Source organism: Streptomyces alboflavus, assembly GCF_000716675.1.
Classification (GTDB): domain Bacteria; phylum Actinomycetota; class Actinomycetes; order Streptomycetales; family Streptomycetaceae; genus Streptomyces; species Streptomyces alboflavus.
In genome coordinates this window covers 106971-128399 of the sequence record NZ_JNXT01000021.1, presented here as the reverse complement: position 1 = coordinate 128399, position 21429 = coordinate 106971, and the positions used below count along the sequence as shown (strand labels likewise).

Annotated in this window: 21 protein-coding genes; 13 read left to right on the top strand and 8 right to left on the bottom strand. The window is 71.7% G+C overall.

The features are described from left to right. Positions 1 to 7 precede the first annotated feature (7 nt). Positions 8 to 808 carry a GNAT family N-acetyltransferase gene (locus tag OO63_RS17905; protein ID WP_030361863.1) on the top strand — a complete coding sequence of 267 codons (801 nt, stop codon included), beginning with the start codon at positions 8 to 10 and terminating at the stop codon, positions 806 to 808. Positions 809 to 868: 60 nt separating this feature from the next. Here the strand turns inward: OO63_RS17905 and OO63_RS17900 are convergent, their stop codons facing one another. Next, positions 869 to 1615: a phosphotransferase family protein gene (locus OO63_RS17900; RefSeq protein WP_030361862.1), complete on the bottom strand. Its 747-nt coding sequence runs from the start codon at positions 1613 to 1615 to the stop codon at positions 869 to 871. Between the two features lie 156 nt (positions 1616 to 1771). Between OO63_RS17900 and OO63_RS17895 the strand changes: the two genes are divergently transcribed. The 4 genes from OO63_RS17895 to OO63_RS17880 all read left to right on the top strand — a co-directional run bounded on the left by OO63_RS17895 (position 1772) and on the right by OO63_RS17880 (position 5598). After that, positions 1772 to 2605: a PIG-L family deacetylase gene (locus tag OO63_RS17895; protein WP_030361861.1), complete on the top strand. Its 834-nt coding sequence runs from the start codon at positions 1772 to 1774 to the stop codon at positions 2603 to 2605. Between the two features lie 138 nt (positions 2606 to 2743). Continuing rightward, the gene (gene pcaDC / locus OO63_RS17890) at positions 2744 to 4039 is read left to right on the top strand and encodes a bifunctional 3-oxoadipate enol-lactonase/4-carboxymuconolactone decarboxylase PcaDC (RefSeq protein WP_030361860.1); all 1296 of its coding nucleotides are present in this window, start codon (positions 2744 to 2746) and stop codon (positions 4037 to 4039) included. Positions 4040 to 4111: 72 nt separating this feature from the next. After that, positions 4112 to 4744, top strand: coding sequence for an MBL fold metallo-hydrolase (locus tag OO63_RS17885; RefSeq protein WP_030361859.1), 633 nt, complete (start codon positions 4112 to 4114; stop codon positions 4742 to 4744). A gap of 74 nt (positions 4745 to 4818) precedes the next feature. Beyond that, positions 4819 to 5598 (top strand): exodeoxyribonuclease III, encoded by a 780-nt coding sequence (locus OO63_RS17880; protein WP_030361858.1) that lies wholly within the window; start codon positions 4819 to 4821, stop codon positions 5596 to 5598. Between the two features lie 367 nt (positions 5599 to 5965). Here the strand turns inward: OO63_RS17880 and OO63_RS17875 are convergent, their stop codons facing one another. Beyond that, entirely contained in the window at positions 5966 to 7771 is a 1806-nt protein-coding gene (locus OO63_RS17875) for an SGNH/GDSL hydrolase family protein (RefSeq protein ID WP_030361857.1), read from the bottom strand. A 343-nt stretch (positions 7772 to 8114) separates the two neighbouring features. On the opposite strand from OO63_RS17875, the gene OO63_RS17870 reads away from it, so the two are divergent. From OO63_RS17870 to OO63_RS17845, 6 genes are all read left to right on the top strand, one after another. After that, the gene (locus OO63_RS17870; RefSeq protein ID WP_030361856.1) at positions 8115 to 8558 is read left to right on the top strand and encodes a DUF3093 domain-containing protein; all 444 of its coding nucleotides are present in this window, start codon (positions 8115 to 8117) and stop codon (positions 8556 to 8558) included. A 127-nt stretch (positions 8559 to 8685) separates the two neighbouring features. After that, on the top strand, positions 8686 to 9126 hold the full coding sequence (locus tag OO63_RS17865) for a DUF6278 family protein (protein WP_030361855.1): 441 nt from the start codon (positions 8686 to 8688) through the stop codon (positions 9124 to 9126). A 121-nt stretch (positions 9127 to 9247) separates the two neighbouring features. After that, on the top strand, positions 9248 to 9826 hold the full coding sequence (locus tag OO63_RS17860; RefSeq protein WP_033264213.1) for an amino acid ABC transporter ATP-binding protein: 579 nt from the start codon (positions 9248 to 9250) through the stop codon (positions 9824 to 9826). A gap of 13 nt (positions 9827 to 9839) precedes the next feature. Further along, complete coding sequence (locus OO63_RS17855; RefSeq protein ID WP_030361853.1) at positions 9840 to 10748, top strand: glutamate ABC transporter substrate-binding protein; 909 nt, start codon at positions 9840 to 9842, stop codon at positions 10746 to 10748. A 9-nt stretch (positions 10749 to 10757) separates the two neighbouring features. Next, on the top strand, positions 10758 to 11402 hold the full coding sequence (locus OO63_RS17850) for an amino acid ABC transporter permease (RefSeq protein ID WP_030361852.1): 645 nt from the start codon (positions 10758 to 10760) through the stop codon (positions 11400 to 11402). After that, complete coding sequence (locus tag OO63_RS17845) at positions 11399 to 12295, top strand: amino acid ABC transporter permease (protein WP_030361851.1); 897 nt, start codon at positions 11399 to 11401, stop codon at positions 12293 to 12295. Before OO63_RS17850 ends, OO63_RS17845 begins: the two co-directional genes overlap by 4 nt. Positions 12296 to 12342: 47 nt before the next feature. Here the strand turns inward: OO63_RS17845 and OO63_RS17840 are convergent, their stop codons facing one another. The 3 genes from OO63_RS17840 to OO63_RS17830 form a co-directional block, all read right to left on the bottom strand. Continuing rightward, entirely contained in the window at positions 12343 to 13938 is a 1596-nt protein-coding gene (locus tag OO63_RS17840) for a CocE/NonD family hydrolase (protein WP_030361850.1), read from the bottom strand. A 117-nt stretch (positions 13939 to 14055) separates the two neighbouring features. Next, entirely contained in the window at positions 14056 to 15267 is a 1212-nt protein-coding gene (locus tag OO63_RS17835; protein WP_030361849.1) for a L,D-transpeptidase, read from the bottom strand. Positions 15268 to 15417: 150 nt separating this feature from the next. Continuing rightward, positions 15418 to 16179 carry a hypothetical protein gene (locus tag OO63_RS17830; protein WP_030361848.1) on the bottom strand — a complete coding sequence of 254 codons (762 nt, stop codon included), beginning with the start codon at positions 16177 to 16179 and terminating at the stop codon, positions 15418 to 15420. A gap of 104 nt (positions 16180 to 16283) precedes the next feature. Between OO63_RS17830 and ggt the strand changes: the two genes are divergently transcribed. Then, positions 16284 to 18182 carry a gamma-glutamyltransferase gene (gene ggt, locus OO63_RS17825; protein WP_030361847.1) on the top strand — a complete coding sequence of 633 codons (1899 nt, stop codon included), beginning with the start codon at positions 16284 to 16286 and terminating at the stop codon, positions 18180 to 18182. A 150-nt stretch (positions 18183 to 18332) separates the two neighbouring features. Here ggt and map read toward each other — a convergent pair whose 3' ends face one another. Continuing rightward, positions 18333 to 19100 carry a type I methionyl aminopeptidase gene (map, locus tag OO63_RS17820; protein ID WP_030361846.1) on the bottom strand — a complete coding sequence of 256 codons (768 nt, stop codon included), beginning with the start codon at positions 19098 to 19100 and terminating at the stop codon, positions 18333 to 18335. A gap of 50 nt (positions 19101 to 19150) precedes the next feature. On the opposite strand from map, the gene OO63_RS17815 reads away from it, so the two are divergent. Then, on the top strand, positions 19151 to 19402 hold the full coding sequence (locus OO63_RS17815) for a helix-turn-helix domain-containing protein (RefSeq protein ID WP_030361845.1): 252 nt from the start codon (positions 19151 to 19153) through the stop codon (positions 19400 to 19402). A gap of 59 nt (positions 19403 to 19461) precedes the next feature. Here OO63_RS17815 and OO63_RS17810 read toward each other — a convergent pair whose 3' ends face one another. Both OO63_RS17810 and OO63_RS17805 read right to left on the bottom strand, forming a co-directional pair. After that, positions 19462 to 19938: a MarR family winged helix-turn-helix transcriptional regulator gene (locus OO63_RS17810; RefSeq protein ID WP_234311365.1), complete on the bottom strand. Its 477-nt coding sequence runs from the start codon at positions 19936 to 19938 to the stop codon at positions 19462 to 19464. Continuing rightward, positions 19935 to 21377, bottom strand: coding sequence for an MFS transporter (locus tag OO63_RS17805; protein WP_030361843.1), 1443 nt, complete (start codon positions 21375 to 21377; stop codon positions 19935 to 19937). Before OO63_RS17805 ends, OO63_RS17810 begins: the two co-directional genes overlap by 4 nt. Positions 21378 to 21429: the final 52 nt, after the last annotated feature.

Here is a 21429-nt window from a genome sequence, read left to right as displayed (position 1 = left end):
GAGTACGGTGACTGGTCTCAAGGAGTCCATCGAATCGGCACGGCAGCTCACGGTGGCCTGGCGCGCCATGGTGCTCGACCGCGACGCGGACGCGGACGTGCGCGACCTGCCCGGCATCGCCGTCCGCTGGGCCGACTCCCCGTTCTCGTTCTGGAACTGCGTCACGCTGACCGACCAGGGCGCGGGACCCGAACTCCTCGCGGAACGCCTGGGCCAGGCGGCGGACATCATGCGCGCGAAGAAGAACCCGGGCTTCCTGTGGCTCTTCGAGGACCTGCTCGACGAGGAGGCCCGCACCGCGCTGGCCCCGGCGGCCGAGCGGGCCGGCTTCGAGCACGCCTTCCCCGGCACGGGCATGGCCGGAGACCTGCTGCCCGTCCCCGACCCGGTCCACCCCGACCTGACGTTCGTGCGCGTGCGCACCGACGAGCACCTGCGGGCCTACGCGGACCTCCAGTCGCGCGCCTATGGGTTCCCCCTGGAGGAAGGCCGCGTCGGGATGGCCGGATCCGCGTACTGGAAGAGCGAGATGTTCGCCTACCTGGCCATGCGGGGCGACGTCGCGGTGGCGTGCGCCGCGACGGTCGAGGCGGAAGGCCGGCTCTTCGTCGCCTTCGTCGCCACCGACCCGGACTGGCAGCGCCGGGGCTACGGCGAGGCCGTCACGCGCAAGGCGCTGCACGAGGGCGCCCGCGCCACCGGCCTGACCCGCGCCACGTTGCACGCGACCGAGGCCGGGGCTCCCGTGTACCCGCGGATCGGGTTCGAGCCGAACACCCCCATCCACTTCTACACCTTGAAGGGGTGAGCCGACCCGGCTGAGGGGCGAGCCGACCCGGCAGAGGGGGGGCGAGCCGACCCGGCACCCTCACATCAGGGACTTGAGCACGTCGACCTCGCAGCCCGGCGTGGACGGGTCGAAGCCGTGCTCGATCAGCCAGCGGACGCCCAGCAGGCTGCGCAACGCCCACCACGCGCGGATCACGTCGAGGTCGACGTCGGTGCCGTAGCCGGCGATGACGTCGCCGAGGTGTTCCCGATGCCCGAGCGTCACGGTGGCGAGGTCGTACAGGGCGTCGCCCCGGCCCGCCTCGGACCAGTCGAGGACGCCGGTGACCTCGTCGCCGTCGACGAACACGTGGGCGACCTGCAGGTCGCCGTGGGTGAACGCCGGGGTCCAGGGGCGGAGCGCGGCCTCGGCGATCCGGCGGCTGCGGGTGACCAGGTCGGCGGGCAGGACGTCGTTCGCCACGAGCCACCCGCACTCGGCGTCGAGCTCCGCCGTCAGCTCGTCGACGCTCCGGCCCGCCCGGCCGGACCGGGACGGCAGGGGCGCGTCGTGCAGCGTGCGGATGGCGGCGCCCGCCGCGGCCCAGGCCGCCGGTGACGCGGTCGACGGCTCGCCGAGGCGGCCGATGGCCGTCCCCGGGAGTGCGGCGAGGGCGAGCACGGGCGGCTTGTGCCACAGGACCTCCGGCGTCGGGACCGGGGTCAGGGCCATGGCCTCGACCTCGATGCCGACGCGCGCCTGATCGGCGTCCACCTTCAGGAACACGTCGCCGACGCGCAGGGTCGCGCGCTCGGAGTGGGCGACGACGACTTCGATCGCATCCATGGCGACCAGTGTCCCGGGGACGACCGTCGACGTCGCCGGGTTTTCCGTGTGCCGGACGACGCCAGGAACAGCGGGTCCCGTCGGCGCTGTTGCACCGGAAGTGCGGCACGACTGCCGCACGCCCGGACCGATGTACTTCCGCGGGAGGAAAGATCCATGACTGACCGGCCCTTGACGCTGATGGCTGTGCACGCCCACCCCGATGACGAGGCCACCGGAACGGGAGGGATCCTCGCGCGGTACGCGGCGGAGGGCATCCGGACCGTTCTCGTGACCTGTACCGACGGCGGTTGCGGCGACGGAGCGGGGGGCGCCAAGCCGGGCGATCCCGGGCACGATCCGGCGGCCGTCGTCGCGATGCGCAGGCGAGAGCTCCAGGAGAGCTGCGACGTCCTGAAGGTCAGCGATCTGGAGACCCTGGACTACGCCGACTCCGGGATGATGGGCTGGCCGAGCAACGACGCCCCCGGCTCCTTCTGGCAGACGCCCGTGGCGGAAGGCGCCGCCCGGCTCGCGGACCTCATACGGCACTACCGCCCCGATGTGGTCGTCACCTATGACGAGAACGGCTTCTACGGCCACCCCGACCACATCCAGGCCCACCGCATCACGATGGCGGCGCTGGAGATGACCGACCTGACGCCGAAGGTCTACTGGACGACGATGCCCCACTCCACGATGCGGCGGTTCGAGGAGGTCCTGCGCGAGCTCGACGACAACGCGCCGGAGCCGGACCCGGCCGAGGCCGCCGCGCTTGCCGAGATCGGACTCCCCGACGACGAGATCAGCACGTGGGTCGACACCACCGCGTTCAGCGGCCAGAAGTTCGACGCCCTGGCCGCGCACGCCAGCCAGGGCGAGAACATCTTCTTCCTCAAGATGGGCAAGGAGCGCTTCGGCGAGCTGATGGGCATGGAGACCTTCGTACGCGTCCAGGACGCCACCGGCACCGCCCTGCCCGAGAACGACCTCTTCGCCGGACTGCGCTGATCCCCCCGGCCGACGGGGGCCGGGCCGGGGGCGAGGTCCGGGAGCACGCGTGCGCGCCCGCCGCGGAAACCTGCGGTGGTTTGGTGGAGACCGCCACCCCCGTCGGTGGGATTTTGTGAGATGTGCGAGCGTGAACGGGTGAGTGAGACGAAGACTGCTGCCCTGCAATACCGCTTTGACGGGCCAGAAGACGCCCCTGTCCTGGTCCTCGGCCCCTCCCTCGGCACCACATGGCACATGTGGGACCGGCAGGTGCCCGAACTGAGCAAGAACTGGCGGGTCATCCGCTTCGACATGCCCGGACACGGCGGTGCCCCCGCCCACCCCGTGGACTCCGTCGGTGAACTCGCCCGCCGCGTGCTCGCCACGCTCGACGAGCTCGGCGTGCAGCGCTTCGGGTTCGCGGGCTGTGCGCTCGGCGGCGCCATCGGCGCCGAACTGGCGCTGCGCAACCCGCACCGCGTCGCCTCGCTCGCGCTCATCGCCACCTCGCCCCGGTTCGGCACCGCCGACGAGTTCCGCCAGCGCGGAGTGATCGTCCGCACCAACGGCCTCGACCCCATCGCCCGCAGCTCCCCGGAGCGCTGGTTCACCCCCGGCTTCGCCGCCGCCCAGCCCGCCATCACCGACTGGGCCGTGCAGATGGTGCGCACCACCGACCCCGGCTGCTACATCGCCGCCTGCGAGGCGCTCGCCGCCTTCGACATCCGCGCGGAGCTGGCCAGCATAGGAGTGCCCACCCTCGTCCTGGTCGGCTCCGAGGATCAGGTGACCGGACAGGGCGAGGCCCGCACCCTCGTCGCGGGCATCCCGGACGCCCGCCTCGCCGTGGTGCCCGGCGCCTCCCACCTGGCCCCCGTGGAACAGCCCGCCGCGGTCACCGACCTGCTCGTACGCCACTTCTCCAGTGCCTGGCAGGCCGCACCGGACACCCACGCCACCGGCCAGCACGCCATCACCGCGCCCCCGGTCAAGCCCGTGCTCGCCCCGCCCCCGGCGGCGCCCGTCGCCGAGATCGCCGCGGTCGAGCAGCCGGTGGCGACGGACGCCCGCCCCGACGCGTACGCCCAGGGCATGAAGGTCCGCCGCGAGGTCCTCGGCGACGCCCACGTCGACCGGGCCATGGACGCCGCCGACGAGTTCTCCGCGGACTTCCAGGACCTCGTCACCCGCTACGCCTGGGGCGAGATCTGGAACCGCCAGGGCCTGGACCGCCGCACCCGCAGCTGCGTCACCCTCACCGCCCTCGTCGCGGGCGGCCACCTGGACGAGCTGGCGTTCCACACCCGCGCCGCGCTCCGCAACGGCCTCACCCCGGCCGAGATCAAGGAAGTGCTGCTGCAGGCCGCCGTGTACTGCGGGGTCCCGGCGGCGAACAGCGCGTTCCGGGTCGCGCAGAAGGTGATCCGCGAGGAGACGACACCGCAGGAGTAGCCGCGCGGCGCATCCCTCGGGGCCGCCCCGGTCGGCCCCGAGGAGCAGGATGGGGGCATGACGACGTCACCCATCAAGCTCACCAAGAAGTCCCACGCCTGCGTGCGCCTGGAGAAGGACGGCCGCCTCCTCGTCATCGACCCCGGCGGCTTCAGCGAGGACGACGCCGCGACCGGGGCCGACGCCCTCCTGGTCACGCACGAGCACCCCGACCACTTCCACGAGGGACACCTGCGCGCCGCCCTGGAGGCCGACCCGGCCACCGAGCTGTGGACCCTCGCGTCCGTCGCCGAGCAGCTCGCGGCGGCCTTCCCCGGGCGGGTGCACACCGTCGGCCACGGCGACACGTTCACGGCCGCCGGGTTCGACATCCAGGTCCACGGCGAGCTGCACGCCGTGATCCACCCGGACCTGCCGCGCGTCACCAACGTCGGCTACCTGCTCGACGGCACCGTCTTCCACCCCGGCGACGCCTTCACGGTGCCCGAGCACCCCGTGGACACGCTGATGGTCCCGGTGATGGCCCCCTGGAACAAGATCTCCGAAGTCATCGACTACGTACGCGAGGTCAAGCCGAGGCGCGCCTACGACATCCACGACGCTCTCCTCACCGACCTGGCGCTGCCGATCTACGGCGGGCACATCGGGCGGCTCGGCGGCACGGACCACGTGCGGCTGACGCCGGGGGAGTCGGCCGAGGTGTGACGGGGCGGGCGGGGTCGGTGGTGTCGGGGGCGGGCGATCCGGGGCTGTCAGTGGTGGCGGGTAGGTTGTTTCCCATGCGCATCGCGACCTGGAACGTGAACTCGATCACCGCCCGTCTGCCCCGGCTCCTGGCCTGGCTGGAGAAGACCGGCACGGACGTGCTGTGCGTCCAGGAGACCAAGTGCACCGCGGAGCAGTTCCCCGCAGAGGCCCTGCGCGAGCTGGGGTACGAGTCCGCGGTGAACGCCACGGGCCGGTGGAACGGCGTCGCACTGATCTCCCGCGTAGGCCTCGCCGACGTCACCACGGGCCTGCCCGGCGGCCCCGACTACGACGCCGCGCAGGAGCCCCGGGCCATCGCCGCCACCTGCGGCCCGGCCCGCGTCTGGTCGGTGTACGTGCCCAACGGCCGCGAGATCGACCACGCCCACTACGCCTACAAGCTCGCCTGGTTCGACGCCCTCAAGACCGCCGTCACCGAGGACGCGGCCGGGGCCCGGCCCTTCGCCGTCCTCGGTGACTACAATGTCGCCCCGACCGACGACGACGTCTGGGACCCCGCCCTCTTCGAAGGCGCCACCCACGTCACCCCCGCCGAGCGTGGCGCCCTCGCCGCCCTCCGCGAGACCGGCCTCACGGACGTCGTCCCCCGCCCCCTCAAGTACGACCGCCCCTACACGTACTGGGACTACCGCCAGCTCGCCTTCCCCAAGAACAACGGCATGCGCATCGACCTCGTCTACGCCAACGAGGCCTTCACCAAGGCGGTGTCCGACTCCTACGTCGACCGCGAGGAACGCAAGGGCAAGGGGGCCTCGGACCACGCGCCCGTGGTGGTGGACCTCGACCTGTGAGCTTGCCCTCCGGGAGGGGCGGTGTGTCCCGTTGCCGTGGGACGGGCCGCCGCCGGTCGGCCTGCGGCCTCGTCCTCAAACGCCGGACGGGCTCTCTCCCACCCACCCGCCCGAACTTGTCCCGGGCCTGCCCGACAGCCCGGCACCTTCAGCCTTGCGAGGGTCGCCCCCGTATCGCGCTGCGCGCTCGTCCTCAATCGCCGGACGGGCTTCTTCCCACCCGCCCGCCTCGGTGAAGCCTTCAGCCTGCCTCGGTGAAGTTTCTAGCCCGTCCGGCGTTTGAGGACGAGGCGCGGAGCGCCGATGCGGGGGCCGGGGCGGAGCCCCGGTTTCGGGAAGGGGCGGGGTTGGGGAGCCCCCGGCAGGGCTACGGCACCAGCGCCCCCAACGGCACCGACCGAGCCAGCGCAGCGAGCCCCGCATCCCCCGGATGGAGATGGTCCCCGCTGTCGTAGGCGGGCAGCATCCGCGAGGGACGCCCGGGATCACGCAGCACGGCGTCGAAGTCGAGAACGGCATCGAAGTCACCACCGCCCCGAAGGTAGGAGTTGACCTTCACCCGCTCCGCGTCCACCGCGGCGGTGCATCGAGCCTCCCCCTCACAGGGCACGACGGTCGCCGCGACCACCCGCACCCCCCGCTCCCGCGCCCGCAGGGCGATCTCCCGCAGCCCCGCGACGACGTCCGAGGCCCCAGCACCGGCCCGCAGGTCGTTGACGCCCTCGAAGACGACGAGCGTCCGCGTGGAGGTCTGGGCGAAGACGTCCCGGTCGAGGCGGTGCAGGGCGCTGACCCCACCGGTGTCGGTGGACACGCCGTCCCCGGGGTAGCGGTCGGTGAGGACGCGGTTCGCGGAGATGCCCTGGTTCAGGACGCCGTAGCGCGGCACCCCGGAACCGGGGCCCTGGGCGAGGAGGCGCCGCGCCAGCTCGTCGGGCCAGCGCCGGTCGGTGTCGGGCGTGGAGCCGACGCCGTCCGTGATGGAGTCGCCGAGCAGCACCACGGACCCGGGCCCACCGGCGACGTCGACGCCGGTGAGCAGCGGCCAGGTCCGCAGGGTCGAGGAGTACGCGGCCCCGGAGCCGTCGGCCGTGTGGTCGCCGGGCCCGCTGACGTACGAGGTCTGCAGGGCCTGGCTGTGCAGGGGCGCGGCGGCCACGGGCCCGGGCAGATGGAAGCTGACGAGGAGATGCGCGTCCGACGGCACCGTGAACCGCAGCGGATCGCTGAAGGCCTGCGCCCCGGCGGGAATCTCGGTGCCCGCCCGGCCCCCGAACCGCAGCGCCACCGGCTCCCCCCGGGCCCCGGCGCCCGCCGCGCGCACGGCGACCGTGGCGCTCCCGATGCGTACCGGCGTACCCGCGAAGGTGTTGTCGAGCCGGATCCGCACCCGCGGCCCTCCGGCGCTGGTGTGCACCACGAGCCGCACGGTCCGGTCCTGCCAGGGCCCCACCGCGGCGTACCCGGCCGTCGAGGCCGCCCAGCTGCCCGTCCACCCCGTCGTCCCGCCCCGGACGGACAGCGCGAAGACATGCAGGTCGGCGCCCGCGCCCGGGTCCCGGGGCAGCGTCACGGAGGCGATCTCGCGCCCGCGGGCCACCGGCACCGTGACCACGTAGAGGCGGGCGCGCTCGGTGAGTTGGCCGCCGGGCGTGTTGACGTGGGGCAGGGCGACGGACTTGGTGGCGAGGGGGCCGCCGCGCCAGTCCGGGGCCGTCAGACGGTAGTTGCCGCGCGAGCCGTCCCGGTAGCGCACGCTGCCCGTGCCGCTCGCGGCGCCGCCCGTGCCCGCGACCAGGAACGCGAGGGCGTCACCGCGCCCGCGCACCCGTACCGCCTGCCCGTCCGCCCGTACGTTGTCCGGCTCGCCCGCCGCCGTGTCCGGCCAGGTGACACGGGCGCCGTCGACGCCGAGCACCCGGCCGGGCGTCCAGCCGGCCGCCGCCAGGTCCCGCGCGGACAGCGAGGCACCGGCGCCGTCGAAGTCCGCGTCGCCGGGGCGCGCGTCGTCGCTGACGGCCCGGTTGTCGAACAGCCGCTCCAAGGGGAGCGGCCGGGTGCCCTGCGCGGCGGACGCCCGCTCGGCCCCCGGCGCCGCCTCGGCGGCGGCCACCGGAGCGAGGCCCGTGAGCAGGGCGAGTACGGCGGTGGCTCCCCAGATGCGTCTTCGCACGACGGACCTCCCACGACGTGGTGCACGGCAGACACGACCCGCACGACTGACTGACGGCGCGTCATGCGGCGATGGACGACAGGCGGTGCGGAACGGACGACAGGTGGTGCGTGAGGGAACGGACGGCAGGCGGTGCGTGAGGAAACGGACGACGGACGGTGCGTGATGAAACTAAGGAGCAGTCAGAGGCCCGTCAATGAACGCGGCATGGACACCGGCACATGATCCGGCCAAGGCCGCGTGCGTCGGCCGGAGGGTGACCCCGTGCCCGGGGTGGAGGTCGCGCGCCCGGCCAGGGGCGGCCCCCTCACCGCGGCCCGGGAGCCAGTGCCAGGATGGCGGCATGCACCTTTACGATGAGCGCCTGAGTGTCCCGGCCGTGTGGTGGTTCCTCGTCGTGCTCGCGGGCTTTCTCTTCGGCGGGCTGCTGCTGCCGTTCGGGCCCGTGGCCGCCGCGTTCGGCGTGCTCCTCGTCGGCGGGGTGTTCGGGCCGCTGGTCCACCGCTACGGCTCGGCCCGCATCGTCGTGACGCCCGGCACCCTCGTCGTGGGCGACCGGGTCATCCCGATCGACGACCTCGGAACGACGGAGATCCTCGACGCGGGTGAGGCCTTCGAGTGGCGCACGTACAAGGCGAACGCCTACGCCCTGCTCCTGCTGCGCGCCTACGTCCCCACCGCGCTGCGCGTCGAACTGCGGGGCCCGCACCACACCGCGCCCTACCTCTACCTCTCCACCCGCCGCCCGATGAACCTGGCCACGATCCTGGCCTTCACCCGCCGTTGATTCGCCTGATTCCGCTCATTCCGAGATCAACTGCCGCAAGATACATTCCTTGGAGCGCGGATCCGCCGTCCGGCCGCCCCGGCCCGCCCGGGGAGGCCGCCCCGGGCACCCCACGGAGAGGCCGGTCATGAACATTCCGTTCCTGGACAAATGGCGCAAGCGGCACCCGAGCGAGCCGGGCCTGAGGCTCGCGGCCGCCTTCGAGGACGATCCGGTCGGCGTGGGCGAACTGCTGTCCGAGTGCGAACTCCTGCGTTCGCAGGCGGGCGCGGCCGGCCTGGAACTCGACGACTCCCCGGCGTCGTTGGCCGCCCTCGACCAGCTGCCGCCGCGCTGGCGCGACGACGCGGAGACGCTGCCCTGGCTCGGAAACGACGCGGGCCTGTACCTGGGCACGGTGATCGTGCGGACCGTGCCGGGCGCGGTCTGGCAGGTCCTGCCGGGCGGCACACCGGTGGTGCGCCTGGTGTCCGGGCGGGAGATCGACGTGGTCGCCGCGGGGCTCGACTGGGCGGTTCAGGGGACCCCCGAGTTGTCTCAGGTATACGCGGAGGCGTCCGAGACGTAGCCGCCAGGCAACGTAGCCTCAAATACGGTTAATGCCCATAAGTGCGTGTCGTCCAATAAGTCCCGTTTTCGCGTGGATAGTTTGCGCTGACCGACACGGCGAAAAGTGGGCAGGTCTGGGCATGGCCGTCGATCCGTTGATCGAGCTGCGTGACGTGAACAAGTACTACGGAGAGCTCCATGTCCTCCAGGACATCGACCTCACCGTCGGCAAGGGGGAGGTAGTCGTGGTCATCGGCCCTTCGGGGTCGGGCAAATCAACGCTCTGCCGGACGATCAACCGTCTTGAGACCATCCAGTCGGGCAGGATCCGGCTGGACGGACAGCCGCTGCCCGAGGAGGGCAAGGAGCTCGCGCGGCTCCGCTCCGAAGTGGGCATGGTCTTCCAGTCGTTCAATCTCTTCGCGCACAAGACCGTGCTGCAGAACGTCTCCATGGGCCAGGTGAAGGTCAGGGGCCGCAAGAAGGACGAGGCCGACCGGCGCTCCCGTGAGGTCCTCGAGGTCATGCAGCAGCTCGCCCGGGACGGCATGACCATGGTCGTCGTCACGCACGAGATGGGCTTCGCCCGCTCGGCGGCCAACCGTGTGGTCTTCATGGCCGACGGCCGCATCGTCGAGGACCGGGCCCCCGAGGACTTCTTCACCCACCCGGAGAGCGAGCGCGCCAAGGACTTCCTCTCCAAGATCCTCAAGCACTGACGGGGGGCTGAGCATGCTCCGTACGACACGTCTGTTCGCCGCCCTCGTCCTCACCGCGCTCGCCACCGCGGCCTGCGGCAAGGAGGGCAGCCCCCCGACCAAGGGCCCCGCGGCCGGCGAGCTGCCGAAGTACCAGGTGGCCGAGGGCTTCGAGCTGACGAAGTCCGGCACCTGGCGGAAGGCCAAGAGCCGCGGCCGCTTCGTCGTGGGCGCCAAGGAGGACCAGCCCTACCTCGGCGAGAAGGACCCGGCGAGCGGCAGGTACTCGGGCTTCGACATCGAGATCGCCAAGATGGTCTCGGCCTCCCTGGGCCTGGACCCCGGGAAGATCTCCTTCAAGACGATCGCCTCGGCCAACCGCGAGACGGCCCTGCAGAACGGGCAGATCGACTACTACGTCGGCACCTACACCATCAACGACCTCCGCAAGAAGCTCGTCGGCTTCGCCGGGCCGTACTACATGGCCGGACAGGGCCTGCTCGTGCGGCACGACGAGGACGACATCAAGGGCCCGCGGGACCTGGACGGCAAGCGGGTGTGCTCCGCCGCGGGCTCCACGCCGTACCAGCGCATCAAGCAGGACTACCCGAAGGCGACGCTCGTCGCGTACGACACGTACTCCGTGTGTGTCGACAATCTGCTGACCTATCAGGTCGACGCCGTCACCACCGACGACGCGATCCTCATCGGGTACGCGGCCAAGGTGCCCGACGAACTGAAGCTGGTCGGCAAGCCGTTCTCGAAGGAGCCCTACGGCATCGGTGTGCCGCGCGGCGACACCACGCTGCGGCTCGCCATCGACGACGCCCTCGCCGCCCGGGAGAAGAACGGCGACTGGAAGAAGGCGTACGACGCGACCCTCGGGCTCTCCGGTGTCCCGGCGCCGAAGCCGCCCGCCATCGACCGCTACCCGGCGAGCTGAGGAGGCGTCGTGGACGTACTGACAGACAACTTCTCCACGTTCGGGGACGGCTTCCTCGGCACCGTGGAACTCACCGTGTACGCCTCGCTGCTCGCGCTCGCGCTCGGGTTCGTGATGGCCTCGTTCCGGGTGGCGCCCGTCGGCTCGTTCCGGGTGTTCGGCGCGGTGTGGGTGGCGGTGCTCCGGAACACGCCGCTGACGCTGCTGTTCTTCGCGGTCCTTCTCGGCCTGCCGAGGTTCGGACTCGTGCTGCCCTTCGAGGTGTTCGCGGTGCTCGCGCTCGGCTGCTACACCTCGGCGTTCGTCTGCGAGGCGCTGCGCTCCGGCATCAACACCGTGCCCAAGGGCCAGGGCGAGGCGGCCCGCAGTCTCGGCATGACCTTCAGTCAGACCCTGTCCGGGGTGGTGCTTCCGCAGGCCTTCCGGTCGGTGATCTCGCCCGTCGGCTCCACGCTCATCGCCCTCGCCAAGAACTCCGCCATCGCGGGCGCGTTCAGCGTCACCGAACTGCTCGGCACCTACAAGACCCTCAACGAACTCGGCTACAGCATCATCTGGACCTTCGTCTGGATCGCCCTCGGCTACCTGATCATCACCCTCGCCATCAGCGCCGTCTTCAACATCCTCGAGAAGCGCTGGGGAGTCGCCCGATGACCACCACCGCCCACGCTCCCGAAGCCACCGCGCTCTACGACATCCCGGGCCCGCGCACCCGCCGCCGACACCTGGTCTACGGCGTCGTCTCCACCGCCGTCATCGTCGCGCTCGTCGGCTGGATCCTGTATCTGCTGTTCGACACCGACCAGTTCACCGCGACCAAGTGGACTCCGTTCGAGTACAAGGGCATCCAGGAACTGCTCCTGCGCGGGCTCGGCAACACGCTGAAGGCCTTCGCCATCGCCGCCGTGCTCTCGCTCGCCCTCGGCGGACTGCTCGCCACCGGGCGGCTCTCGGACCACCGGCCCGTGCGCTGGGTGGCCACGCTCCTGGTGGAGTTCTTCCGGGCCATGCCCGTGCTCGTGATGATCTTCTTCGTCTTCGTGGCGCTGAAGGTCCAGCCGCTGCCGGCGCTGGTCGCCGGGCTCACGCTCTACAACGGTTCCGTGCTCGCCGAGGTGTTCCGCTCCGGCGTCAACTCGGTCGAGCGCGGCCAGAGGGAGGCCGCTTACGCGCTTGGCATGAGAAAGACCCAGGTCATGTCGTACGTCCTGGTGCCGCAGGCGGTGCGGGCCATGCTGCCCGCCATCATCAGCCAGCTGGTCGTGGCCCTGAAGGACACCTCACTCGGCTATCTGATCACCTATGAGGAGTTCCTCCATGCCGGGAAGCTCATCGCGTCGAATCTCGACTACGATTTGCCTTTCATCCCCGTGGTCATGGTGATCTCACCGATCTACATCGGGATGTGCATGCTGCTTTCGTGGTTCGCCTACTGGGTGTCCAAGCGTCAGCAGCGCAGTCCCAAGACAGAGGCCGTGGATGTCGCCCCGGCTGAACCAGGGACGCTGCTGCCGGGCGGGGGTCCCCCCAGGGCCCCCGGCCCCTGACGGGAGCAGCAGCTGGAGGGCCAGGCCCGCCCGGCAGCAGCCGGAGATCACTGCTCGCGCAGGGGGACCGACACGTACGACGGGTCGGTTCCGGGCGAGGAGAAGGTCAGCTGCGCGCCGGACGGGTTGTGCTCGACATAGAGCGGGTCGACCGTGTCGACGACCAGGGCGAGCCGGTGCCCCGCCGGGACGTCGTAGGCCGTGGAGAACAGCTCCAGGTCGACGGCGAACGGCTTGCCCGGGGTCTTGCCGTGGAAGGTGTACGGCGCGTTGCTGACCAGCTTGCCGAGGCCGAGCGGGCCCACGTCGTAGAGGTACGCGACGAGGGTTCCGCTCTCCTTGGTGCTGGTCACCGTCGTGTGCAGCTTCGCGGTGCCGCGCACCCGCTGTTCCCGCTCCGCCCGCTCGGACTGCCACACCGCCGCGTACCGGCGCGGAAGCAGCGGCATCGACGCCACCGGCGGCAACTTCAGGAACTGGTCCAGGGTGTTGGAGAGCATCACGATGCCGCCGTTGGCCCCTGAGTCGACGTTCGCGCGGATGGTGGTGGAGCCCGCGAGGTCGATCTTCTTGCTGGTCGCGCCGACCGACTTCCAGTTCGCGTAGCCCTCGTAGCCGCCCGTCGAGCGCGACTTGAGCTGGACGGGCTGCTCCTTGTCGATGCCGTTCTGCTCGCCCTTGAGATAGTGGTCGAACCAGCGCTGGGTGGTCGTCCAGGTGTCGTTGGGCAGGCCCAGCAGGCCGGTGGCCTCGGCGGTCGCGTGGTCGCCGGGGCGGAACTCCAGGCGCTTGGGGCCCGTCAGCTTCTCGTAGAAGCTCGCGTACTGGTTGGGCGGGAAGATGGTGTCGCCCCAGGCGTTGGCGAGCAGGATCGCGGCGCCGTTCTTGTTGAGGCGGTCCAGGTAGGTCGCGGGGGAGCGCTTGGTGCCCCACGCGATCATCTCGTCCTCGGAGTCGAGGTTGGAGCCGAGGAAGTCCTTGAGGATGCGCTTCAGTTCGGCGCTGGGGCGGCCGGTGAGGTAGCCCGCGCCGCCGAGCAGGGCGCCCGCCTGGGCGTGCTGGGTGCGGCCGCTGTAGATGGACTCGACGAGGTCGCCCCAGCCGCTGAGCGCGCCGACCGCCTTCACGCGCTTGTCGTGGGCGGCGGCGAGCAGGCTGATGCCCGCGCCGTAACTGACGCCCGCCATGCCGACCTTGCCGGGGTCGGTGGGGGTGTTCTTCAGCGTCCAGTCGATGACCTTCGAGGCGTCGGCGATGTCCTCGGGGCCGCCGACCTCGATCTCGCCGCCGGACTGCCAGAAGCCGCGGGAGTTGTAGCTGACGACGACGTACCCGGCGGCGGCGAGCTTCTTGGCCTGCGCGATGTATTCGATCTGCGGCATGGCCCAGCTGGTGGGCAGCACGATCGCGGGGTACGAGCTGTCCGCCGTCGCGCCCGCGGGCGCGACGACGTTGGCCTTCAGGACGGTGCCGCCGTCACCGGGGATGTCGACGAACCGCACGCTCGGCGCCCCCGCCGCGGCGGGGCGTTCGGCGGGTGCGGCCTGGGCCGCGGGCGCGAGCCCGAAGGCGGCGCCTGCGATCAGAGCGGCGGAGACGGTCCCTGCGGCAGTGGACCGCAGGGACTGGTGGGGGTCTCGCACGGGTCACTCCTCACTTGTTGAAAGTGCAAAGTGACCGAACGGTAACCGCGGTTCTTTACCGGGGGTAACCCGTCGGTAAGTTACGCCCCGGTAACGATTGTTGACGCGGGCGTCACCTCAAGAGGCCGACTTCAGCGCGCTCTTGGCCTGCCAGTCCGCCCACGACAGGTTCCACTCGCCGTAGCCGTTGCCCGGGTCCGGCGTGCCCTTGGAGCCCGAGCCCGTGACCTCGAACGGGTCGCCGACCTGCACCTGGCCGTACAGCCAGGAGGCGTCGGAGGTGCTCATGCCGACGCAGCCGGAGCTGTGGTTGGTGTTGCCGAAGTACGCGGCGTTCCAGGGCGCCGCGTGCGCGTACATGCCCGACCAGGTCAGCCGCATCGAGTAGTCGACCATCTTGTCGTAGGCGTCGCCGAGACCGACGGTCTCGGAGCGCATGTTGATCGTGCCCTCCTTGGCCATCAGGACCGACGTGCCGCCCCAGGACGCCTTCTCGCCGCCGGGGGTGCCGGCCGACATCGGGACCCGCTTGACGGCCTTGCCGTCCCGCGTCAGCGTCGCCGTCTTGCTGTCCAGGTTCACCTTGACGACCTGGTTCCTGCCGACGGTGACGGCGGTGTCGTAGTCGCGCACGAACCAGCCGCCGTCCGCGCCCGAGTCGACGCCGTTGAGCTGGGCGTCGAGCTTCACCTTCGTGCCGGACTTCCAGTACTCCTTCGGCCGCCAGTCGACGCGGTCCTTGCCGTCGTAGTTCTTGATCCAGCCCCAGGACCCGGTGGTGTCGTTGGACGTGGTGACCTTGAGGTGCTTCTCCACCTCGGCCTTGTTCTTCACCGGGTGGTCGAAGACGATCGAGAGCGGCTGGGCCACGCCGACGGTCTTGAGGCTGCTGCCCGGCGTGATCGTGACCTTGTTGACCTTCTCGGGCGGGGCCGTCTTGAAGGACTTCGTCGCCTCGCCGCCCTGGTCGGTGGTGGCCCGCAGGGTGTAGCTGGTGCCGGGCGCGGCCATGCGCGCCGAGGTCCAGCTGCGGCCGTCGGCGGCGACCTTGCCCGCGAGCTTCGTGCCCTCGGCGTCGGCGACCGTGACGTCCTTCAGCTTGACGTCCTTGGTGGCCAGCTTCACGGTCACGGGGGCGCCCGCCTTGGCCTGGTCGCCGGTGAGGTTCACCGAGACCTTCGGCTTGACGGCCTTGGCGTCGTCGGAGCCGGAGCCGCCGTCCGAGCAGGCGGACAGGGTGGCCGCCAGGGCCGCGACGCCCGCGACTGCGGCGTGGCGGGGGCGTATGGAGCGTCGGCGGGACGACGGGCTCAGGGACCGGGACCTCAAGGAAACGTACCTCCGTGCGAATGTTCAGGGCCTGCCCGGAGTGAGAGTGCGCCTGGTCCGCTTCGGTTGCCCGTCGCCCGGAAATTGCCGACTACGTCATAGAGGCGTTATTCGCGGCATACGTTCCGTGGGGGTGTGCTCACGGGCCGCTCACTTGGCGCGGTGGGAGTTGCGCGCGGTCGGGGCGGGGGTCGGGATCGGCTCCTGGGCGGGGCGGGTCACGTCCGCGACCAGCTCGACCACGTCCGGTCCGTACGCCTGTGAGTTCACGACCTTCAGGAGCAGCGCGAAGGAGTGGTTGCCGTGCTTGCGGGCGAGGCGCTCGTGGTGGCGGGCCAGATAGCGGGTCGCGGCCTGGTTGGTGATGGCGCGCTGGCCGCAGAAGAGGAAGACGGGCCGCGCGTCCGGCGCCTGCCCGGCGGTGAGGCGGGCCAGGATGACGTACTCGGTCCTGCCGCCCTCCATGCGGTAGCGCTCGGAGCCGATCTGGAAGGCGCCCCGGTCCGGGCCCGGCTCCGGGTCGGTGTTGACGCGCACGCCGGGAAGGAGGGAGTGCATGTGCGCGGCCATGCGGCGGTGGATCGCCGGGTTGCCGACGCAGAACTCGGTGCGCTCGCCGAAGCCCTGCTGGGCGGCGTCGTGCGCGACGATCTGGGCGTGCCCGCCGCACTCCTTGATCAGCGCGGCCAGTTCGAGCAGCGAGAACACGTCGTGCCGGGTCACGAGCAGCTCCGGGCCGCTCGCCTCGCGGTTGACCACGAGCAGCGACTCGGCGTTCGCGGGCAGCCCGAAGAAGGCCTGCTTGCGGCGGAGCCTGCGCTTGAACAGCTGCGAGCGCAGGAGCCAGCCCAGGGTGGCACCAAGCACGGCCGCGACCAGGCCGACGACGAGATAGCGCACGTCTTCAGTCATGGGGGCGCATGCTAGCGGCCATTCGGAGCCTCGTTCGAAGAGTCCATGGCCAGGCGCGGAGCCCGAAGTTACGCTGCGCAGACGGCTGTTGACTGGAGGTACGAATGCGGCGCTGTCTCGTACGGAATCTGACGCTATGTGCGGTCGGCGGGGTATTGGTGACGGTCGGTGCGGCGGCGCCCCCTTCGCCTTCGCGCTCAGCGCAACCGGGCACGAGCGCCGAATCGGCCACCGCGGCCGAACCCGGCGCAAGACCGGCATCGGCCACTACGGCCGGAACGGGCGCTTCGCGTGCCACGACTCCGGAGAAGACACCCGTGGCCGTCGGCCACGGCGGCGCGGTGGCGAGCGTCGACCAGGACGCGTCCGCCGCCGGCATCGAGGTCCTGAAGAAGGGCGGCAACGCCGTGGACGCGGCGGTCGCCACGGCCGCGGCGCTCGGCGTCAGCGAGCCATACTCCGCGGGCATCGGCGGCGGCGGTTACTTCGTGTACTACGACGCGAAGTCCCGCACGGTGCGCTCCCTCGACGGCCGCGAGACCGCGCCGCGCACCGCGGACTCCGGGCTCTTCCTGGAGAACGGCAAGCCGCTGCCGTTCGCGGACGCCGTCACCAGCGGCCTGGCCGTGGGCACCCCCGGCACGCCCGCCACCTGGCAGGAGGCGCTCGACTCCTGGGGCAGCAGGTCGCTCGGCACGGTCCTGAAGCCCGCCGAGCGCCTGGCCCGGCACGGCTTCACCGTCGATGAGACCTTCCGTTCCCAGACCGCGTCGAACCAGTCGCGGTTCGCGGACTTCCCCGACACCGCCCGCCTGTTCCTGCCCGGCGGGAAGCTGCCCGTCGTCGGCTCGACGTTCAAGAACCCCGACCTCGCGCGGACGTACGCGGAGCTGGGCGACAAGGGCGTCGACGCGCTGTACGACGGCAAGCTCGGCCGCGATCTGGTGCGCACCGTCAACAAGCCGCCCGTGGACCCGGACTCCGGGCGCAACGCCCGCCCCGGCGACCTGACCATGACGGACCTGCGCGGCTACGAGGTGAAGCGCCGCACCCCCACCAAGACCTCCTACCGCGGCCTCGACGTCTACTCCATGGCGCCGTCCTCCTCCGGCGGCACCACCGTCGGCGAGGCCCTGAACATCCTGGAGCGCACGGACCTCTCCGAGGCCTCCCGCACGCGCTATCTGCACCGCTTCATCGAGGCCAGCCGCATCGCGTTCGCCGACCGGGGGCGCTGGGTGGGCGACCCGGCCTTCGAGGACGTACCGAAGAAGGAACTCCTCTCGCAGAAGTACGCGGACTCCCGGGCCTGCCTGATCAAGGACGACGCTGTCCTGAAGAGCCCGCTCGCGCCCGGTGACCCGCGCGACCCGGTGCCCTGCCGCGCCGGGGACAAGGCGGCCCCGACGACGTACGAGGGGGAGAACACCACGCATCTGACGGCGGCCGACAAGTGGGGCAACGTCGTCGCGTACACCCTCACCATCGAGCAGACCGGCGGCAGCGGGATCACCGTGCCCGGGCGCGGCTTCCTGCTCAACAACGAGCTGACCGACTTCTCCTTCGCGCCCGCCAACCCGGCCGTGCACGACCCGAACCTGCCGGGGCCCGGCAAGCGCCCGCGCTCGTCGCTCTCGCCGACCATCGTCCTCGACGAGCGGGACCGGCCGGTCGTCGCGCTCGGCTCGCCCGGCGGCGCGACCATCATCACGACCGTCCTGCAGACCCTGACCGGCTTCCTCGACCGGGGCCTGCCGCTGGTCGACGCCATCGCGGCGCCGCGTGCCAGCCAGCGCAACGCGGCCACGACGGAGCTCGAACCGGGCCTGTGGAACAGCGAGACCCGGCGCAGGCTGGAGGCGATCGGCCACGCCTTCCGGCAGAACCCGGAGATCGGCGCCGCGACCGGCGTGCAGCGGCTCGCGGGCGGGCAGTGGCTCGCGGCGGCCGAGAAGGAGCGCAGGGGCGGCGGGTCGGCGATGGTGGTGAAGCCGAGGTCGTAGTCCGGCCCGCGTGGGGCAGGCGGCCGAGGCCGTGGTCCGGCCCGCGTGTGACACGTAGGGGTACGCCGAGGTCCGTACCGCTCTGGTTGTGGGGCGGTACGGACCTCTTCGTTCACGCGCGGCGCGACCGGTGGGCCCGCCGCTCGTGGCTCACAGGGCCGTGAGGATGCGGGGGCCCGCGTCCGTGATCGCCACCGTGTGCTCCACGTGCGCCGCGCGGCTGCCGTCGTTCGTGCGCAGGGTCCAGCCGTCCGGCGCGGCGTGATAGCCGTCCTTGCCGCCGGCGATCAGCATCGGCTCGATGGCGAGCACCATGCCGTGCCTGAGCGGCATGCCGCGGCCCGGGCGGCCCTCGTTCGGCACCCCGGGGTCCTCGTGCATGCTGCGGCCCACGCCGTGGCCGCCGAAGCCGTCCGGAATGCCGTACCCGGCGTCCCGGCAGACCGTGCCGACCGCGTGCGCGATGTCCCCGATGCGGTTGCCCACGACGGCCGCGGCGATGCCGGCCTCCAGGGCCTGCTCGGCCGTCTTGATGAGCAGCGTGTCCTCGGGGCGCGGGGTGCCGACGACGAAGCTGATGGCCGAGTCGCCCACCCAGCCGTTCAGGCTGGCGCCGAAGTCCGCGGAGACCAGGTCGCCGTCCCGCAGGCGATAGCCGTCCGGGATGCCGTGCACGATCGCGTCGTTCACCGACGTGATGAGCGTCGCGGGGAAGGGGACCGGGGCGAACGCCGGGTGGTAGTGCAGGAACGGCGACGTGGCGCCCGCGTCCTTCAGGACCTGGTGCGCCACCTCGTCCAGGTCCCGGAGCACCACGCCGACGGCCGCCGCGTCGCGCACCGCCGTCAGGGCGCGCGCGACCACGCGCCCGGCCTCCCGCATCGCTTCGATGGATGTGTCTGTCTTGAGTTCGACCATGCCAATTACTATACCGGTATTTAAATGGCGTCCAGGGGTAGGATGGGAACATGGTTCGCACTCCCTTGACCCCTGAAGAGCGTGAACGCGGCGAGCGGCTCGGCCTGCTCCTGCGCGCGGCGCGCGGCGAGCGGAGCATGGTGGAGGTCGCCGCGAGCGCCGGGATCTCGGCGGAGACGCTGCGCAAGATCGAGACGGGCCGGGCGCCGACGCCCGCCTTCTTCACGGTGGCGGCCCTCGCGGTGGCCCTGGAGCTCTCGATGGACGAGGTGGCGCGGGCCTGCGCGCTGGTCCCCGTCTGAGGTCGCTGCGGCGCTGTGGGTCCGATGTCGTCGCCGCTTCCGGCGCGCGGCGGCCGAGGTCAGCGGAGCAGTCTGGCCACCACGCGGTCGAGGGCCTCGATGTCCTCGCGGCCCAGGGCGAGCAGGTCGGCCGGCGGGGCGGAGAGGATCGCGGCGGCACGCTCGGCGGCCGCCTCGCCCTCGGCGGTGAGGCGGACCAGCTTGGCGCGCCGGTCGACGGGGTGCGGGACGCGTTCGGCGAAGCCGCGCCGCACGAGGTCGTCGACGATCACGGTGGTGTACGGCGGGTCGGCGCCGAGCCGCTGCGCCAACTCCCGCAGGGTGAGCGGGCCGGGGGCGATCCGGCGCAGGGCCCGGATGCGGCTGAAGCTCATGCCGAGCGCCTCGGCGACCTCCTTGCGGCGGTTGTGGCGGTCCATCAGGAGGGTGTTGAGGCCCTGCCAGGCCCGCGTGGCCGCGCGCACGGTGGCGTCGTCCAGCTGCGCGCCGGCGTCGTCCACCCGCCGGTCCGTATCGTCGCCCGGGCGTTCCGTCAAGTCCTCACCGTCGTCCTGGTCTCCTCGGCGGCCAGCCGCTCCGCGGTGAGCCGGGCCGTGGACTGCGCCCAGCGGCCAGAGGTGAGCGTACCCAGCAGCAGGACCGCCCCGCCGCACCCGGCGATGATCCACCAGGCCGTCCGGCTCGCCTGGAGGAAGGCCGCCGTGCCCCTGTGCGCGCCGGTCGCCATGAGCGCGCCGGTGACCGCCACGCCGAGCGACTGGCCGAACTGGCGGCAGGCCGAGGCCACCGCCGCGGCCACACCGGACTGTGAGCGCGGCATCGCGGACACGGCGGTGTGGGAGATGGGGGCGGTCACCATGCCGAAACCGATCCCGAACAGCGCGTAGGCGCAGAACAGCGGCGCCACCGCGAGGTGTGCGGAGTAGGTGAACGCCTGCAGGGCGGCGCTCGCGCACAGCGCGGCCCCGGCTGTCACCAGAGGCGTACGAGGCCCCCGTGCCGCGAGGATCCGCCCGGACAGCGGCGCGGCGACCAGGGCCGTCAGGGCCATGGGCAGCAGGAACAGGCCGGCGTGCAGCGCGTCGAGCCGCCGTACGTCCTGCAGGTAGAGGGAGCTGACGAAGAGGAAGCCGCCCAGTGAGAAGAACGCGGCGACAGCGATGACAGTGGCACCCGCGAACGGAACGGAACGAAAGAACCGCAGGTCGATTAGGGGGTCGACGCGGCGGGTCTCGTACCGCAGCAATCCGAGCAGCGCGCACAGCGCCGCGCCCGCGCACCCGGCGACCAGTGGTGACGTCCAGCCCCTGACCGGCGATTCGATGATCGCGTACGTCACCGTGGCGAGCAGGGCGACGACCAGGACCTGCCCGACCGGATCGGCGCGGCGGGGGCGCTCGGCGCGGGACTCCGGCACGTACCGCCGGGTCAGGGCGAGCGCGGCCAGGCTGATGGGCACGTTGATCCAGAAGATCGCCCGCCAGCCGGCCGACTCCACGAGCGCGCCGCCGATGATGGGCCCGGCGGCCATGCTGATCCCGACGACGCCGCTCCAGACGCCGATCGCGCGGGCGCGCTCGCGGGAGTCGGGGAAGGCGTTGCTGATGATCGACAGGGCCACGGGGTTGAGCATCGAGCCGCCGATCGCCTGGAGCACGCGTGCGGCGATTAGCCAGCCGAGGCCCGGGGCCGCGCTGCACAGCAGCGAGGCCGTGGTGAAGACCGTCAGGCCGACCTGGAAGACGCGCCTGCGGCCCACCTTGTCGGCGAGCGAGCCCGAGAGCATCAGCAGGCTCGCGAGCGCGAGGGTGTAGCCGTCGACCGTCCACTGGAGCCCGGACAGCGAGCTGTCGAGGTCCTGCTGGATGGACGGCAGGGCGACGTTCAGGGCGGTGACGTCGAGGCTGACGATCAACAGGCTCAGGCAGCAGACGGCAAGGACCCTCCAGCGGCCGTGAGGGGTGAGGTGGGTCATGAGCGCCCCTGGGAAAGTGGTTGTGTCGCTATAATCATTACAACGACACAAC

Excerpts from the sequence above, each read along its gene's own strand:
- OO63_RS17815 (WP_030361845.1), top strand. The coding sequence starts at position 19,151 with ATGGTTCGCACTCCCTTGACCCCTGAAGAGCGTGAACGCGGCGAGCGG.
- ggt (WP_030361847.1), top strand. The coding sequence starts at position 16,284 with ATGCGGCGCTGTCTCGTACGGAATCTGACGCTATGTGCGGTCGGCGGG.
- OO63_RS17805 (WP_030361843.1), bottom strand. The coding sequence starts at position 21,377 with ATGACCCACCTCACCCCTCACGGCCGCTGGAGGGTCCTTGCCGTCTGC.
- map (WP_030361846.1), bottom strand. The coding sequence starts at position 19,100 with ATGGTCGAACTCAAGACAGACACATCCATCGAAGCGATGCGGGAGGCC.
- OO63_RS17865 (WP_030361855.1), top strand. The coding sequence starts at position 8,686 with ATGAACATTCCGTTCCTGGACAAATGGCGCAAGCGGCACCCGAGCGAG.
- OO63_RS17860 (WP_033264213.1), top strand. The coding sequence starts at position 9,248 with ATGGCCGTCGATCCGTTGATCGAGCTGCGTGACGTGAACAAGTACTAC.
- OO63_RS17845 (WP_030361851.1), top strand. The coding sequence starts at position 11,399 with ATGACCACCACCGCCCACGCTCCCGAAGCCACCGCGCTCTACGACATC.
- OO63_RS17870 (WP_030361856.1), top strand. The coding sequence starts at position 8,115 with ATGCACCTTTACGATGAGCGCCTGAGTGTCCCGGCCGTGTGGTGGTTC.
- OO63_RS17830 (WP_030361848.1), bottom strand. The coding sequence starts at position 16,179 with ATGACTGAAGACGTGCGCTATCTCGTCGTCGGCCTGGTCGCGGCCGTG.
- OO63_RS17855 (WP_030361853.1), top strand. The coding sequence starts at position 9,840 with ATGCTCCGTACGACACGTCTGTTCGCCGCCCTCGTCCTCACCGCGCTC.
- OO63_RS17880 (WP_030361858.1), top strand. The coding sequence starts at position 4,819 with ATGCGCATCGCGACCTGGAACGTGAACTCGATCACCGCCCGTCTGCCC.
- OO63_RS17900 (WP_030361862.1), bottom strand. The coding sequence starts at position 1,615 with ATGGATGCGATCGAAGTCGTCGTCGCCCACTCCGAGCGCGCGACCCTG.
- OO63_RS17895 (WP_030361861.1), top strand. The coding sequence starts at position 1,772 with ATGACTGACCGGCCCTTGACGCTGATGGCTGTGCACGCCCACCCCGAT.